10 protein-coding genes are annotated in these 15,284 nt (G+C 53.6%); all 10 read left to right on the top strand.

The features are described from left to right. On the top strand, positions 1-1,592 hold a 1,592-nt coding region (locus tag ONB24_06080; protein MDZ7315674.1), incomplete at its 5' end, for an ADP-ribosylglycohydrolase family protein. A gap of 41 nt (positions 1,593-1,633) precedes the next feature. Then, entirely contained in the window at positions 1,634-2,638 is a 1,005-nt protein-coding gene (locus ONB24_06075; protein ID MDZ7315673.1) for a GRP family sugar transporter, read from the top strand. Positions 2,639-2,655: 17 nt separating this feature from the next. Beyond that, entirely contained in the window at positions 2,656-3,576 is a 921-nt protein-coding gene (gene rbsK, locus ONB24_06070; GenBank protein ID MDZ7315672.1) for a ribokinase, read from the top strand. A gap of 228 nt (positions 3,577-3,804) precedes the next feature. Next, a complete protein-coding gene (locus ONB24_06065; GenBank protein ID MDZ7315671.1) occupies positions 3,805-6,633 on the top strand; it encodes a DUF5110 domain-containing protein in 2,829 nt (942 codons plus the stop codon). A 24-nt stretch (positions 6,634-6,657) separates the two neighbouring features. After that, on the top strand, positions 6,658-9,060 hold the full coding sequence (locus ONB24_06060) for a DUF4982 domain-containing protein (protein ID MDZ7315670.1): 2,403 nt from the start codon (positions 6,658-6,660) through the stop codon (positions 9,058-9,060). A gap of 70 nt (positions 9,061-9,130) precedes the next feature. After that, positions 9,131-10,207, top strand: coding sequence for a family 16 glycosylhydrolase (locus ONB24_06055; GenBank protein ID MDZ7315669.1), 1,077 nt, complete (start codon positions 9,131-9,133; stop codon positions 10,205-10,207). A 122-nt stretch (positions 10,208-10,329) separates the two neighbouring features. Then, a complete protein-coding gene (locus tag ONB24_06050; GenBank protein ID MDZ7315668.1) occupies positions 10,330-11,133 on the top strand; it encodes a methyltransferase domain-containing protein in 804 nt (267 codons plus the stop codon). A 34-nt stretch (positions 11,134-11,167) separates the two neighbouring features. Next, positions 11,168-12,571, top strand: a complete 1,404-nt coding sequence (locus ONB24_06045) for an L-fucose/L-arabinose isomerase family protein (GenBank protein MDZ7315667.1) — start codon at positions 11,168-11,170, stop codon at positions 12,569-12,571. 66 nt (positions 12,572-12,637) lie between these two features. Beyond that, on the top strand, positions 12,638-14,137 hold the full coding sequence (locus ONB24_06040; protein MDZ7315666.1) for an FGGY family carbohydrate kinase: 1,500 nt from the start codon (positions 12,638-12,640) through the stop codon (positions 14,135-14,137). 153 nt (positions 14,138-14,290) lie between these two features. Then, positions 14,291-15,253: a sugar-binding transcriptional regulator gene (locus ONB24_06035; GenBank protein ID MDZ7315665.1), complete on the top strand. Its 963-nt coding sequence runs from the start codon at positions 14,291-14,293 to the stop codon at positions 15,251-15,253. Positions 15,254-15,284: the final 31 nt, after the last annotated feature.

The raw sequence follows: 15,284 nt of genomic DNA, 5'->3' as shown, positions 1-15,284 counted from the left end.
ACGAATACATCGACAAAATGAAAGCCGGCTGGATCGGCCAAATGGTCGGCGTCGGTTGGGGCGGCCCCACCGAATTTCAATGGCAGAGGGAGATCATACCGGCTGATAAGGTTCCAAACTGGTCTCCTGAAATGGTCAATCAATACGGTCAGGACGATATTTATGTTGAGATGACTTTTCTGCGCACCCTCGAGCTATACGGCTTTGACGTCGATATTCGTCAGGCGGGAATCGATTTCGCCAACAGCCGCTATATGCTTTGGCACGCCAACAAGGCGGGACGAGATAATCTGCGCGCCGGCATAGCGCCGCCGTTTTCCGGTCATCCGCAGTTCAACGCCCACGCCGACGACATCGACTATCAGATCGAGGCGGACTATAGCGGCCTGATTGCTCCCGGCCTTCCTCAGGCGGCCGTCGATTTGGGCGAGATCTTTGGCCGACTCATGAACTACGGCGACGGCCTCTACGGCGGCCAATTCGTTGCCGGCATGTATGCGGCGGCGTTTTTCGAAAGCGATCCGGAAAAGATCGTGCGCGCGGGTCTGGAATGCATTCCCTCGGGAAGCCTTTACTATCAAACGATCACCGACGTGCTCACCTGGTACAAGGAAAACCCGAACGACTGGAAGCATACCTGGAATTTGATCGAAGCCAAATATCAGGACAATCCGGACAATCGCCGCTTCTCCTGTTCCGGCCCTGCCGACAAATTCAACATCGATGCCAAGATCAACGGCGCTTACATTGTCATGGGCCTGCTTTACGGCAAGGGCGACCCGGACAGCACAATCGTCATTTCCATGCGCTGCGGCCAGGATTCGGACTGCAATCCCTCGAATGCCGCCGGCGTGTTGTTTACGACCTTTGGTTTTTCGCGCCTTCCGGAACGCTATATTTCTGCCCTCGATACGGTACCTAAATTTTCTTATACCGACTATAGTTTCGGGTCGTTGGTGCGCGTCTGCGAACAGCTGGCTCGACAGGCGGTTGTGCGCTACGGCGGCAAAATCGAAAAGGATTCCAACGGCAAGGAATGGTTCATTATCCCGAAAAAACCCGTCAAGCCTTCGCCTTTGGAGCAGTGTTGGTCGCCGGCGGCCGTATCCGGTGAAGTCAAGTTTACGACCGAAGAAATGGCAAAAATCCATTTTCGCCCGCGTCGAAAGGAAGATTATATTCGCGTGTGGCAGGTAAGCGGTCCTTTTATGAAGAGCGGAATGGACGCGACGGCGCTGTTCGATGTTGCCTTTTCACCGGAGACCGGCGCCGGGAGCTGGAAATCTTTGCCGGAAGGGAGTTTTGACCCAACGGAAATCGATTTGGCCAAGCTGTTCGGCAAGACCCAGTGTGTGGTCTATTTGCGCACCGCCATCAATGCGCCGGAGGATCGGGATGCTGTCCTAGAACTCGGCAGCGACGACGGCATCAAGGTGTGGCTGAACGGACAACTGGTGCATGCCGCCAATGTTCAACGCGGACACACTGCCGGAGAAGACAAAGTTCCCGTCCGCCTGAAAAAGGGTAAGTCACCCAGGGCCTTGGGGGCTGGGCCGTATCGGCAGTTGTTGCCGATCAGCAGGGAAATGTGATGACGGATCTAAATTATCAACTCTAGTCGGGAGATTATGCCATGTTTATCGTTCAGTCGTACGGGTTGGCTGTCTTGATGTGCGTGATCACCATGCTTTGTTGGGGCTCGTGGGGAAACACGCAAAAATTGGCCAGTCGTGAATGGCGGTTTCAGCTGTTTTATTGGGATTATTCGCTGGGTGTGGTGCTGCTCATGCTTTTGGCGGGTTTGACGCTCGGCAGCATCGGCAGCGGCGGCCGCAGCTTTCTTGTTGACCTGGCGCAGGCGGATAGCAGCGCATTGATCTCGGCTTTTATCGGCGGCGTGGTGTTCAATTTTGCCAACATCCTGCTGGTCGCAGCCATCGACATTGCCGGCATGTCGGTTGCTTTTCCCGTCGGCATCGGTTTGGCATTGGTCATCGGGGTCGTCGATAACTATATCCGCTTAGCCAAGGGAAATCCGGTGATCCTCTTTGCCGGCGTCGGGCTTGTGGTCGCCGCCATCATTTTGGACGCCCTCGCATATGGCAGGTTGCCCTCCTCGGGCAAAAAGAATTTGGCATTAGGTTTGACTCTTTCGGTGCTTTGCGGCATTGCCATGGGCTTTTTCTACGGCTTTATCGTCAAATCCATGGCCGTCGATTTTACCCATCCGGAGCCTGGGAAGATGACTCCCTACAGCGCCGGCTTTATTTTTTCTCTCGGCTTATTTGCCTCGAATTTTCTGTGGAATTCTGTTGTTATGTACAAGCCCTTTAGCGGCGACGCCGTGACCTATGCGGATTATTTTAAAAAGGGCAATGTTCGCTTGCACCTGGTAGGACTTTTGGGCGGCGCCATTTGGGCCGTCGGTAATTTGTTCAGCCTTTTGGCATCGGAAAAGGCGGGTCCCGCCATTTCTTACGGTCTGGGACAGGGCGCCACGATGGTCGCCGCACTGTGGGGCGTGTTCATCTGGAAAGAGTTCAAGTCCGCCCCCAAAGGGACCGGCAAGCTTATTGCAGCCATGTTTTTCTGCTTTATTGCAGGATTGATGTTGATCATTTATGCGCGAGTGGCTTAAAAAATGTGAGGAAAGGCATGAAGATCGTAGTAGTCGGAAGTTCGAATACGGACATGATTTTTAAGGTTCCGCGCATTCCCAAGCTGGGAGAGACGCTGCTCGGCGGCGTTTTTCATACGGCGGCCGGCGGTAAAGGAGCCAATCAGGCGGTGGCGGCGGCGCGCGCCGGTGGAAAGGTCGTTTTTATTGCGCGCGTCGGCAAGGATATGTTCGGTGAACAGGCGCTGCGCAATTTCCAAGCCGACGGCATCGACACGCGCTTTGTGGTCCAAGACGAGGAAGCTCCCTCCGGAATCGCGGGAATTTTTGTTGCGGAAGACGGCGAAAACAGCATCGCTGTCGCACCCGGCGCCAATGCTCGTCTCTCGCCGAACGACATCGAACGCGCGGAAGAGGCGTTCAAGGATGCAGATGTCGTACTGTTGCAGCTGGAAATTCCATTGGAAACCGTGACGGCTGCAGCCAAACTGGCCAAGAAACACGGTGCAAGCGTCATTCTCAATCCGGCGCCTGCGCAGAAACTGCCGAGCGAATTGGCCAATTCTATAGATTATTTGACGCCCAACGAAAGCGAAGCGGAAATTCTATGCGGCGTATGCGTCGGAACCGAGGCCTCGATCGATCAGGCGGCCGAACAGCTGCGGCAAAAGAGCGGCGCTACCGTTATCATTACGCTGGGTCCTTCGGGCGTCTTTTTGTGCGACGAAGGCGTCAAAAGCAGAATCCCGAGCTTTCGGGTGCAGCCGGTCGATTCTACGGCGGCCGGAGATATATTCAACGGCGCGCTGGCTGTAGCGCTGGCAGAGGGTCGGCCGATTTTCGAAGCCATCCGTTTCGCTCAGGCTGCCGCTGCACTCTCTGTAACGCGACTCGGCGCTCAGCCGAGCGCTCCGCATCGAAAAGAGATTATTGAATTCCTAACCAGGCACCCCGCCTAATATAAGGTCGTACCAGACTGCGGCGCGGCGGATAGGGTTGGAGGGTCGCGTTTCGGAACCGCGCCGCAGTCCTTTTTTCTCTCATTTTTACCTTTTCTCCACTTAACCTACAAGAATGCTTGAAAAATAGGGGCGGATTGACTACTTTTCTGCGTTTTTAAATCAACTCTTGTGTCAAGCTGCTCACTTTGCCATTCAGAACAAAAAATAAAGCACGCGGAGGTCCACATGAAAAGGATGTTGGCGGCTCTTCTTTTGAGTTCGGCAACGCTTTGTGCTTTTGAACGACAAAGCGACGGCGTTCTCATATCGATCGATTCCCCCGGCTCTGACGCGCCGAAACGGGTCAAAGTGCAGGTCATCAAGGAAAATATCTTTCGCGTCCTCGCGACCCCGACCGATACGTTCAGCACTCGTCCCAGTCTGATGATCGAAAAGAAGCAATTCCCGCCGACGCGCTTTATGGTTTCTGAGTCAGTACAAAAAATTCGCATCAAAACCGCAGCCGCCGCAGCCGAGATCGATAAAAAAAACGGCCGGGTCGAATTCTTTGACCGAACGGGCAAATCCTGGCTCCGTGAAGCTGAGAACGGTCGGCATATTACACCTGCCGAAGTAATGGGCGAGCAGACCTTTCATGTTCAGCAGCTTTGGGAATCTCCCGATGACGAGGCTGTCTACGGCCTAGGCCAACATCAGTTCGATTGGATGAACTACAAGGGCAAAGACCTGGACCTATACCAGCTCAACATTATCGCCGTCGTGCCTTTTCTGGTTTCGAGCCGCAATTACGGCATTCTCTGGGACAACAATTCGCGCAGCAAGTTCGGCGATCCGGACGAGTATCTACCGATCGATCGCCTTAATTTGTACGACAGCGAAGGGAAGTTGGGCGGCCTGACCGTCGAATATTTTGCCGATGAGGTATTTTCCAAACCCCTGCTAAAGCAGGTCGAGCGCACTATTTCGCATGCAAATTTGGAAGAGTGGGACAACTATCCGCCGGGATTCGACAAGAATCGCGGCAGTATTCGCTGGAGCGGCTTTCTTGAAGCTCCGGAAAGCGGCGTGTATAATCTGCGCTTTTTCAGCTCCAACTATGCCAAACTGTGGCTGAATAAAGAGCTCGTCGTCGATTCTTGGCGCCAGAACTGGATGCCGTGGGCACGCATGGTTCGGACGACGCTGCGAAAAGGCGATAAAGTCCCCATCCGCATCGAGTGGGTACCGAACGGCGGCTACATCGGCTTGACCTTCAAGGGGCCGCGGAAAGCGATCTATGACCGCACGCTGTCGCTCTTTTCCGAAGTTGCCGATCAGCTGGACTATTATTTCATCGGCGGGAGAAACCTGGATGAAGTGATTGCCGGCTACCGCTATCTCACCGGCAAGGCGCCGATGATGCCCAAGTGGGCGATGGGGTTTTGGCAATGCCGCCAGCGGTATCAGTCGCAGGAGGAACTGCTGGGTGTGGTGGAAGAGTTCCGCCGCCGCGGCATACCGCTCGACGTCATCGTCCAGGACTGGTTCTACTGGCCGGAGGACAAATGGGGGGATCACGAGTTTGATCCGACTCGCTTTCCTGATCCCGAAGGCATGGTGCGCCGACTGCATGATGAGCTGCATGCGCGCATCATGATCTCCGTTTGGCCGAAATTCTATGTCGGCACGAAAAATTATGAAGCGTTTCGCGAAAAGGGATGGCTCTATCTGCGCAACGTCGAAAAAGGCGAGCGCGATTGGGTCGGGCCGGGTTATGTCTCTACATTTTACGATCCCTACAGCGACGGCGCCCGCGAGCTCTTTTGGCGGCAAATCAACGAAAAGCTCTTTGCCAAAGGATTCGACGCCTGGTGGCTGGACGCGACCGAACCGGACATCCACTCCAACCTCGAACATTATGAATGGAGACGCCGCATCGGCCCGACGGCCTTGGGGTCTTCATCCCGTTATCTCAACACCTACTCGCTGATGAACGCCAAAGGCGTCTATGAAGGCCAGCGCCGCACCAAGCCGGATCAACGCGTGTTTATCCTGACGCGTTCGGCGTTTGCCGGCCAGCAGCGCTACGCCGCAGCAGTTTGGAGCGGGGATATTGCCGCGCGGTGGTACGACATGAAGGCGCAGATTTCCGCCGGTCTCAATTTCTGCCTCTCCGGCATACCCTATTGGACGATGGACATCGGCGGATTTGCCGTCGAGACGCGCTTTCAGAATCCTACACCGGAAGATCTCGAAGAGTGGCGCGAGCTGCTGACGCGATGGTATCAGTTCGGCGCCTTTTGTCCCATTTTTCGCAGCCACGGCGAATATCCCTATCGCGAAATTTTCAACATTGCACCTGACGACCATCCCGCCTATCAGGCCATTTTGGCGACCATCAAGCTGCGTTATCGGCTGATGCCGTATATCTATTCTTTGGCCGGCATGGCGACGCACAAAGACTATACCTTGATGCGGGCGCTCATTATGGATTTCGATGATCCGCAGGTCAAGAACATCGGCGATCAATATCTTTTCGGCCCGGCGCTGATGATCAATCCGGTCACCGAATATCGCGCCCGCAGCCGTTCCGTCTATCTGCCCAAGGCGGTCGGCTGGTATGATTTGAACGGTAACTATTTTGAAGGCGGCAGGACAATCGATGCGCCGGCGCCTTACGATGCGATGCCGATTTATGTCAAAGCCGGTTCCATTCTGCCCACCGGCCCGGATATCCAGTACACCGACCAGAAACCCGCCGACCCGATTCGACTTTTTGTTTTCACGGGCGCGGACGGCAGCTTTAGTCTATACGAAGACGAAAACGTGAACTATGATTATGAAAAGGGCGAGTTTGCCGAGATTCCGCTTTCTTGGAATGAAAAAAGCAGAATCCTGACCATCGGCAGCCGCAAAGGCCGCTTCGACGGCATGCTGCAGCGCCGAACCTTCGAGATCGTCTGGAGCACGCCGACGCGCGGCCGAGGCATCGATTTCAACATCGCGCCGGATCAGACGGTGTCGTATGTCGGCAAGAGTGTAAAGGTCAAATTACCGACCTCACTCAGCCGATGAGAACTTTTCGCGAAAAGGTGTTTTATGACAAGAACAGCTCTCTGTTTGGCCCTTTCCATTTGGAGCGTTGCCTGTCTTTACGGAGCAGTATCTCGTAAGACGCTCGATTTCAACAAAAATTGGCGGTTTCATCTCGGCGACATTGCCGAAGCAAAAGAACCGCGCTATAACGATTCCGCTTGGCGAAAGCTGGATCTGCCGCATGACTGGTCAATTGAAGGCGAGTTCAGTGCCGATCATCCGGCCGGAGCCGGCGGCGGCGCCCTGCCGGCCGGCATCGGCTGGTATCGAAAGCGCTTTACCTTATCCCAAAATGAACGCGGCAGAAAAGCATTCATCGAGTTCGACGGCATCTATCGCAACAGCGAAGTGTGGATCAACGGGGCCTATTTGGGCAAGCGGCCGTACGGATATATCTCGTTTCAATACGATCTCACGCCGCATCTTCGCTACGGCAGGGAAGAGAACGTCATTGCCGTGCGCGTCGACAACTCGCTGCAGCCCAATTCGCGCTGGTATTCCGGATCGGGAATCTACCGCAACGTTCGCCTCACCTTAACTTCGCCGGTTTTTATCGATTACGGTGGTGTCTTTATCACCACGCCGGATGTGAGTGAAAATCAGGCGACAGTATTGCAGGCAACCACGGTGCGAAACAGTTCGGCAATGGAGAGCGAGCTGCTCATCAAAATTACTCTGCTCGATGCAGTGGGCAAGGTAGTCGCCGAGGCCAATGAAATGGTCAAAGCACCGGCAGGCGAGACGGCTGCCGTCAGCGCCACGCTGCAAATCAACAAGCCCGAGTTGTGGTCCGATAAGCGGCCATATCTTTATCGTTCGATTACCCGTGTGTATGAAGGCGGCAGGATGATGGACGAGGTCTCTACATCCTTCGGCATCCGTACCGTCGCTTTCGACGCCGAAAAGGGCTTTATGTTGAACGGCGTGCCGACAAAGATCCGCGGTATGTGCATGCATCATGACCTGGGATGCTTGGGTGCTGCCATCAACGTGCGTGCGATGGAGAGACAGCTTGAGATTTTGCGCGGAATGGGCTGCAACGCCGTACGTACCTCGCACAATCCGCCGGCACCGGAGCTGCTCGATCTCTGCGACCGTATGGGCTTTCTGGTCATGGACGAAGCTTTTGACATGTGGCGCATCAAAAAAACCGCCTACGACTATTCTCTCGATTTCGACGCCTGGCACGAACGTGATCTGCGCGATTTTGTTCGTCGCGACCGCAATCACCCCTGCATCATCATGTGGTCGATCGGCAATGAGATCATGGAACAGTGGCACGAGTCCGGCGTCGAGCTGGCTCGTCGCCTGGCCGAGATCGTGCGCAGCGAGGACCCGACGCGGCCAATCACCTCCGCCTGCAACGATCCGGTGCCCGGCAATTACCTCATTCGCTCCGGCGCCCTCGACATCATCGGTATCAACTATCACCACGAAACATTTCTCGATCTGCCCAAGATTTTTCCCGGCCAAAAGTTCATCGCCTCGGAAACCGGCTCGGCGATCGCCACCCGAGGCTCCTACGATATGCCTTCGGACAGCGTACGCGTTTGGCCGCGCCGCTGGGATCAACCCGAGACCTATAATCCGGATTATACCTGCTCCTCTTATGACAACTGCCGCGTCGGCTGGGGCTCTACGCACCGCGATACCTGGAAGCTGATCAAGAATCACGACTTTCTTTCCGGCATGTTCTATTGGACCGGCTTTGATTATCTCGGCGAACCCACTCCATACGATTGGCCGGCGCGCAGCTCCTATTTCGGCATCGTCGATTTGGCAGGATTTCCCAAAGACGCCTACTATTTTTACCAGGCGGAATGGACGGATGAGCCGGTTCTGCACCTTTTTCCGCATTGGAATTGGCAGGAAGACCAGATCGTCGATCTGTGGGTCTATACGAACTGCGAAAGCGTCGAGCTGTTTTTGAATAACGTCTCTTTGGGCGAAAAGACCAAAGGCGCGGACGATTTCTATCTTTGCTGGCGGACGAGCTTTATTCCGGGCACGGTTCGCGCCGTGGGCAAACGGGGGAATCGTGTGCTGACGCGCGAGATCGTCACAGCCGGCGCACCCGCAGCCGTTCGCCTGACTCCCGACCGCGCCGTGATTCGCGCCGACGGTAAAGACCTTGCCTTTATCACCGTGGATATTCTCGATAATAAAGGCGCTCTCGTACCGTTTGCCGATAATTTGGTCAAGTTTAGGATAAAAGGTCCCGGCAAAATCGTCGGCGTCGACAACGGTCATCAAATCAGTCATGAGCCGTTCAAAGCCGATTATCGCCGTGCCTTTCACGGCAAGTGTTTGGTCGTCGTCCAGTCAACCGGAAAGAAAGGCAGGATTCTGCTGCAGGCCGACTCTGACGGTTTGCAGAGCGGAAAAATCAGCCTGAAAACGTTTTAATTTGCCTTTTACCATGTTATTACTGATAAATCGGTCCGAGGCAAAGAGAATTTAACTGAAAGAAAGAGCTATGCGGTATTTCCTGGTTTTTATTCTGTTATCTCCTTATTTTGCCTTTTGCCAATCATATGAATTGGTTTGGTCGGATGAATTCGACGGCGATAAACTCGATACCTCCAAGTGGGAGGTCATGTTGGGCGACGGGCAAAGCTACGGCCTGCCGTCGGGGTGGGGAAACAACGAGCTGCAATTCTATCGTCGCGAAAACATAGAAGTCAAGAACGGATATCTGATCATCACCGCAAAGAAAGAATCCTACGGCGGTAAAAGCTATACATCCGGTCGAATCCGCACCAAAGGCAAGGGCGATTGGCTGTATGGTCGTTTTGAGATGCGCGCTAAAATGCCGATCGGGCGTGGTCTTTGGCCTGCCTTCTGGATGTTGCCGTCCAGTACGAAATATGGGGGATGGGCGGCAAGCGGCGAGATCGATATTATGGAATACATCGGTCATGAGCCGAATACGGTTCACGGCACCCTGCACTACGGCGGCCCTTGGCCGCAGAATGTCCACAAAGGCGGCTCATACACGTTGCCGAGCGGCACGTTTGCCGATGATTTTCATACGTTTACCTTGGAATGGGAGCCAAAGCGTATAAGCTGGTTTGTAGACGGTCGAGTATTTCGACGCACGAACGAGTGGTATTCGACCAACGGTCCTTATCCGGCGCCGTTCGATGTTCCATTCCACATTCTCATCAATTTGGCCGTCGGCGGCAATTGGCCCGGCGCCCCGGACGCCTCGACGCAATTTCCGCAGCAGCTTGTCATCGATTATGTCCGCGTGTACCAAATCCCATCCGCAGTCGAAAAAGGAGGCCAAGAAGATCCTGGAGCTTTTGAAGTATATCCAAATCCCTGCAATCAACAGACCGTCATTCGAATCGACCTCGCTCACCCGCAAGAGTTAACCTTGGCTGTGTTCGACATACACGGAAGATGCCTTGACAAGCTGTTTAACGGATTTCTCAAGGCGGGTACACATCAATGGGTCTGGGGAGCCGACCATAATCCTTCTGGTCTTTACTTTGTCCGTTTGGAATCATCGGAAAGCCGTATCATTCGTCGGATTGTATTGTTGAAATGAAAAGAACACAAAAAGAGATTGATTTTGGACCGGCTGTTCGGAAAATGCATGAATAGTAGGCGGACTCCTATAAGGCAATGATACGCAAGCCGTTGCCGAATTAACAAGCAAGCCGCAAGACGATGGATATCCTAAACGAACTACCGCAAAAGCAATGGGAAGAGATCGATGATCTCCTCGCTTTTGTCAGTATTTACGACGACCGAAAGCGGACACAGGCATTTATTCGTTTGCTGAACCGTTACCGCAACCGAATCAAAGGTGCGGTTTGTGTTGAAGCCGGATGCGGTTTCGGCATTTTCTCGGAACATATGGCGCGGCTGGGCGCCGAGCGGGTCTATGCCGTCGAGGTCAACCCTCATTTGGCTGCGCTTGCGGAAGAACGACTGCGTGCCTATCCCAACGTGACCGTAATCCGACAAGATATTCGCCGCTTTGTGCCGACGGAACCGGTCGATGTGCTGGTGCACGAACTTTTCGGGCAGCTATTGTTCGACGAAGATCTTTATGCGCTTTCGCATCTCCGGTTCGTGCCCAAACTGTGGCTGCCGGACGAAGCGCGTCTGCAGCTCGCACTGCTTTCAGCGGATGAATGGGTCGATAAAGTGGTCACTCGCCGAGTATTGGAAAAAACTGCAGGTGCATTAATCGCCGGTTTATTCGATGCACCGATCACAGTACCTTCGAAAACAATTCTTCGCTGGACTCCGGACAATTTCCCCCGCTCTGTGGAATGGCAGCTTGAAGAAAACGGCGACCTGCTTTGCTTTTTTCTCACCATTCACCATCAGGGCCAAGAAATTTGTCGGGCCGGACTATGCGACAATTGGTCGAGCGTTTGGACTTTTCGTTGCGGTGACCGATTTCGATTAGAGTTCCAGCCGGAAGACCGTGGAACCAACATCTTTTTCGAATGGCAAAACTAATCTTGAATGCCTAACCAATAAAAGGAGTAAAACCATGCAGCAGACTCTAGGCGTCATTTTCGGCAACCGCGAGTTTTTCCCCGATGTTCTGATCAGCGAGGCGCGGCGCGATCTTGAAAATCTGTTTAAAGAAATGAATCTCAATTCCGTCGTCTTGACGGAAAAGGACACCAAACTGGGATCTGTGGAAACCTGGGAAGATGCCAAAAAGTGCGCGGCTCTATTTGACGCACATCGGCACGAAATCGAGGGTATTCTCGTCGTGCTGCCGAATTTCGGCGATGAGCGCGGCGTCGCCGATGCCGTCAAGCTTTCCGGTCTGCAGGTGCCGATTCTGGTGCAGGCTTATCCGGATGACCTGAAGCGGCTTGACGTTGCCCACCGCCGCGATGCGTTCTGCGGCAAGATTTCGGTCTGCAACAACCTCAGGCAGTACGGTTATCCTTTCAGCCTAACCGAGCTTCATACGGTACCTTTGCTCGACGAATCCTTTAAAAAAGATCTGAAGAAATTTCTCGGCGTTTGTCGGGTGGTGAACGGAATGCGCAAAGCTCGGTTCGGCGCAATCGGTGCGCGTCCTGGCGCTTTCAATACCGTTCGATACAGCGAAAAGCTGCTGCAGGATGCCGGAATGTCGGTCATTACCATCGACTTTTCCGAAGTCATCGGTAATGCACAGGCGCTTGCAGATAATGAACCTCGCGTCCAGGAAAAAATTAAACAGATTTCCGCTTATGCAGAAACCTCTTCAGTGCCTGCGCAGGCGCTGCTGCTGATGGCCAAACTGGCCGTAGTCATCGATGAGTGGATGGCCGAGAATGACATCGTCGCCACCGCGCTGCAGTGCTGGACATCGATCCAAAAGAACTATGGCATCAATGTCTGCGCCCTGATGAGTTTGATGAGCCAAAACCTCAAGCCGAGCGCCTGCGAGGTCGATATTACCGGCGTTGCGGCCATGTACGCCCTGCAGCTTGCCTCCGGCAAGCCCAGTGCGCTGGTAGACTGGAACAACAATTACGGCAACGACGAAAACAAATGTGTGTTTTTCCATTGCGGCAACTGGGCCAAAGAGTTTTTACCGGATATTCAAATCAAGAGCGCCGAAATTTTGGGGACCATTATTGGAGAGGAAAAGACTTACGGCGCAGTGGCAGGACGAACTCCGGCAGGCCCTGTCACTTTCGCCCGCATCACCACCGATGATGTTTATGGGGAAATCCGCGCCTATGTCGGCGAGGGCAATTTTACGAATGATCCTTTGGAGACTTTCGGCGCGCGTGCGGTCATCCAAGTACCCAATCTGCAGGCGTTGATGCATTATATCTGCCAAAACGGCTTTGAACATCATGCCGCCATGACGCCTTCATTTGTTGCCGATATCATCGAAGAGGCTTTTTCGACCTACATGCAGTGGGATGTTTATCGTCATCAATAAAACTAAATCAAGGCCGGTCCGGTTAAACCGGCCTTGATATAAAACTTTAAAGCCGGAGGGAGGAAGATGTCGCTTTTGGGATTGGATATTGGGACAACCGGCTGCAAAGCCATGGTCTTTGGCCGTGAAGGCGGAATGCTCGGCCATGCTTACCGAGAATATGACATAACAACGCCTCATCCCGGTTGGGCGGAGCAGGATGGTGAGGCGGTTTTTCAATTAGCCTGCCAATGTATTGCAGATGCGGTACGACAGGCTCATTCCGATCCTGTGGAAACGCTCGCTTTATCGTGTCAAGGAGAAGCCGTAGCGCCGGTAGATCACACAGGAAAACTGCTGCGGCCTTTTATTCTCGGCATGGACACGCGCACGGTGCAGGAAAATCAGGAACTAGAGGAACAGTTCGGCTCCGAGCAGCTGTTTCGAATGACCGGCATGCCGGTGCACACGATCAATACCCTGCCGAAACTGCTCTGGCTCAAGAAAAATGAGCCGGATATTTGGCGAAAAGCAGCCCGCTTTTGCTTGTATGAAGATTTCATCATCAATCGACTTTGCGGGCGACCGATGATCAGCGCCTGCCTTGCCTCGCGGACACAACTGTTCGACATTCGCACCGGCAATTGGTCTGAAAAGATTCTGGACGACTGTGGAATCGATCCGCAGCTTCTTTCTCCTGTAGCGGGTGAAAAGGAATTTCTAACGACGTTGCCGGTCTGGCAAAAAATAGGATTAAAAGATGTCAAGGTTTTTGCCGGAGGCCACGATCAGGCCTGCGCAGCTTTAGGTGCGGGTGTCGTATACCCTGGCCAAGCCATGGTTTCAACCGGTACGGCCGAAGTCGTTGAAGTCGTAATGAATACCCCTAATTTGGATGATTCTTTGCGTATCGGCGGCATTTCCGTCTACCGGCATGTCGTTCCCAACCGTTTCGTCGCCATGACGCTCAATCACTCGGGCGGTCTATCGCTGCGCTGGTTCCGAGATGTATTGGGCGATGCGGAAAAAGCAGAGGCAGCAAGAACCAATCGCGATGCCTATGACCTTTTGCTGGAAAAGGCGCCCGTCGGTCCAAGCGATTTATTTGTCCTGCCGCATTTCAGCGGCAGCGGTACGCCGACGCTTGATGTGCATTCCCGCGCCGCCATTCTCGGCCTGACTTTTCGAACGCGGAAAGCCGATATTGCCAAAGCACTTTTGGAAGGCCTGACGTTCGAGCTTGAACAGAATCTGGCGCTGCTGCGCCAAGCCGGCATTGAAATTCGCGAGCTGCGCGCCGTCGGCGGCGGCGCCAAAAGCGATTTGTGGCTGCAGCTGAAAGCGGATATCTGCTGCGTCAAGGTTCACCAATTGAAGGTTACGGATGCCGCTTGCCTCGGAGCAGCGCTTGCTGCCGGTATCGGATGCGGAATTTACAGCTCGGAAGATGAAGGCATTCGTCTGCATGTAGCGATCTGCCGCCGGTTCGAGCCCGATTCCGTTCGAGCCCAACAATACCGCCGGAGAATACAGCTTTACAGGCAGATCTATCCGCTCCTGAAAGATTTTTTTAACCAGATGAACTGATCTTTAGACTGATTTTTATCAGCGCCGACGGTCGTTTCAATCGATTCGTCGGCGTTTTTGTTTAACGCAGTTTTACCGGCTTAAAAAAAGACTTGCAAAAATGTTTGCGGTTTAGTAATGTTCAAATGTTTAATAATGAACAAATGAACAAGTATGGCGCAGACCCTCGAAAAACTTCGGCTTCTTTATAAAGTTGCTGCCGAATACTATTTAAATGATCTGACCCAACAGCAGATTTCCGAACGGTTAGGTTTGTCGCGCATAAAAATTTCACGTCTTCTCAAGCAGGCTAGAGAGGAAAACATCGTGACCATTACCTTGAATGCTCAGCCCGGCATGCGTACGCAAATGGAAGTCGAGGCTGAAATTGAAAGGCGTTATGGTCTGCACGAGGTTGTGGTTGTGCCCTGCGAGGACACCGCATCGTCTGCCTCGGTCCAGGCGACCTTGGCACCTGCCGCAGTTGAATGCCTCTTGCGCCGCCTGACCGGTAATGAAGTCATCGGCATTGCCATGGGAAAGACCATGATTTCCGTCGTTCAAGCCCTGCCGTTTATCAAAATGCCGAGATTAAAAATCGTGCAGATGAACGGCAATCTTGGGCAGGTCATGACCATGGAACAATCCGCTGAATTGGCACGGCAGATGGCGGCCAAGCTTTCAGCAGAGTTGTATCTTTTGAATGCTCCGGGCCTTGCCGCCGATGTCGAATCGGCCAGAGTTTTCAAGAAGGATCCTACGATTGCTTCCGCCTTGTCGCTGGCCGCACATGCGGATATTGCCGTGCTGAGCATCGGTCGATTCGCACCTGGACGTTTACCTATTCCTGATACGCTTCGATTGAGTCCTCAAGAAGTATCCTTGATGACAAACAGCGGCGCCGTCGGCGATATTGCTCTCCGCTTTATCGACGAACAAGGCGGAAAAGTAGAGACCCCGCTTGACGAGCGGATCATCGGCCTTAGTTTCGAAGAACTGCGCCGAATCCCATGCGTCATTGCCGTTGCCGGCGGGGATGAAAAGCGACAAGTCATTCGCGCCGGCCTAAAGACCGGAATTCCGAAGGTTCTGATCACGGATCAAAATACGGCGGCGTTTCTTATCGATGTTGCTTAAAGTTTTGCCGTTTCTATAACCCAAGCGTTCG

The sequence above is a fragment of the candidate division KSB1 bacterium genome, from assembly GCA_034505495.1.
Classification (GTDB): Bacteria; Zhuqueibacterota; Zhuqueibacteria; order Residuimicrobiales; family Krinioviventaceae; genus Fontimicrobium_A.
This window is presented reverse-complemented; position numbering and strand designations above follow the sequence as displayed.